Below are 2282 nucleotides of genomic sequence, written 5' to 3' on the forward strand. Positions count from 1 at the left end.
CGTCAACGCCGGCACGCTGGCGGTCGCGCAGACGGTGGCCCTGCCGCGCGCCTCGCAGCCGTTCGGCCTGGCCTTCGCACCGGATGGCAGCGCGGCCTATGTCGCGCTCGAAGGCAGCGGCCAGCTGTTGAAGCTGAACGCCTCGACCGGCGCGACGCTCGGCAGCGTGGCGGTGGGTGCGAACCCGCGGCACGTCTCGGTGACGGCGGCGAGCGATCGCGTGCTGGTGTCGCGCTTCGTCTCGCCGGCGCTGCCGGGCGAGGGCACGGCCGCCGTGCAGACGGCCGTCAGCGGCGTGAAGAAGGGCGGCGAGGTGGTCGTCGTGACGGYAGCCATGGCGGTGGAGCGCACCGTGGTGCTGCAGCACAGCGACAAGCCCGACAGCCTGCTGCAGGGCCGTGGCATCCCGAACTACCTGGCGCCGGCGGTGATCTCGCCGGACGGCAAGAGCGCCTGGGTGCCGTCCAAGCAGGACAACCTGCTGCGCGGCACGCTGCGCGACGGCAGCAACCTCGATTTCCAGAACACGGTGCGCGCGATCAGCTCGCGCATCGACCTGGTGGGCTGGGCCGAGGACTACACCGCGCGCATCGACCACGACAACTCCGGCGTCGGCAGCGGCGCGGTGTTCCACCCGACCGGTGCCTACCTGTTCGTCGCACTCGAGACGAGCCGCGAGGTCGCGGTGGTCGATCCGGTCGCGAAGGCCGAGATCTACCGCTTCCCGGCGGGCCGTGCACCGCAGGCGGTGGCGGTGTCGGCCGACGGGCTGAAGCTGTACGTCAACAACTTCATGGACCGCACGCTCGGCGTCTACGACCTGGCGCGGCTCGTGAACTTCGGCGAGCTGAACCTGCCGCTGCTCGCGAACGCCGGGGCGGTCGGCACCGAGAAGCTCGCGGCCACCGTGCTGGTGGGCAAGAAGCTGTTCTACGACGCGGCCGACACGCGGCTGGCGCGCGATGCCTACATGAGCTGCGCGTCGTGCCACAACGATGGTGGGCAGGACGGCCGCACCTGGGACTTCACCGGCCTCGGCGAGGGCTTGCGCAACACCATCTCGCTGCGCGGGCATGCCGGTGCGCAGGGCAACCAGCACTGGACCGGCAACTTCGACGAGATCCAGGACTTCGAGGGCCAGATCCGGAACTTCGCGCTCGGCACCGGGCTGATGAGCGATGCGCAGTTCAACACCGGCACGCGTTCGCAGCCGCTGGGCGATCGCAAGGCGGGCGTCAGCGCCGACCTGGACGCGCTGGCGGCGTATGTGGCGTCGCTGAAGGCGAGCGATGCGAGCCCGTACCGCAACGCCAACGGCACGCTGACGGCCGATGCGCTGGCCGGGCAGGCGCTGTTCCGCGGCGCGGGCGGTTGCCTCGCGTGCCACGGCGGCACCGATGCAACCGACAGCGCCGGCGGCGTGCTGCGCAATGTCGGCACGATCAAGGCGTCTTCGGGCAAGCGGCTCGGCCAGACGCTGACCGGGCTGGACACGCCAACGCTGAAGGGCGCGTGGGCGACAGGGCCGTACCTGCACGACGGCTCGGCCGCCACGCTGCTGGACGTGCTGACCACTGCCAACGCGGCCAACCAGCACGGCGCCGCGGGCAGCCTGACGGCGGCGCAGCGCACGCAGCTGGTGGCCTACCTGCAGCAGCTGGACGACAGCAACGATGCGATCAGCGCGGCGACGATCGGTGGTTTGTCGGTGCTGGACACGGCGAATGCGGCGGACTGGTCGGTGCAGGCCAACCTGCAGGCGGCCGGACTGCAGTTCGGCGACCGCGCCTTCACGATCACCGGGTTGCCGGCGCTGCTGTCGGGTTCCCCCTGGTTGCGCACCGCGAACGATTCGAAGACCTTCACCGGCAACCCGACGGCAAGCTTCACGCTGAACCAGCCGGCGGACGTGTATGTGACGGTGGACGACCGCTTCACCGGCGCGTTCTCGTGGATGGCGGGCTGGTCGAACACCGGGTTGAAGGTGACGACCGACGAGGCGGGCACGGCACGCAGTTTCAGCGTGTGGACGAAGAGCTTCCCGGCCGGGACGGTGAACCTGGGACCGGTGGCTTCTGGAGGGAACAGCATGTACAGCGTGGTGGTGCGGTAGGGGAACGGTGGCGAGCGCACACAAACCGTTCGGACTGAGCCTGTCGAAGTCCTGGTGGCTGGGCGGCAGCCTGGCCTTGTGCGCGGTCGTCGTGTTGGCGGACCCCGGCTCCAACCTGGGCCGCCAGCTCTACCGCGGCGAGGTTCCGCTGCCCGGCACGATCAACGGC

1 protein-coding gene is annotated in these 2282 nt (G+C 70.4%); it reads left to right on the forward strand.

The features are described from left to right. Window positions 1–2113: cytochrome c peroxidase (locus AC1D01_RS30890; protein WP_477873249.1), on the forward strand; the 2113-nt coding region annotated here is incomplete at its 5' end. Window positions 2114–2282 lie beyond the last annotated feature (169 nt).

The sequence above is a fragment of the Rhizobacter sp. P3_B12 genome, from assembly GCF_056402895.1.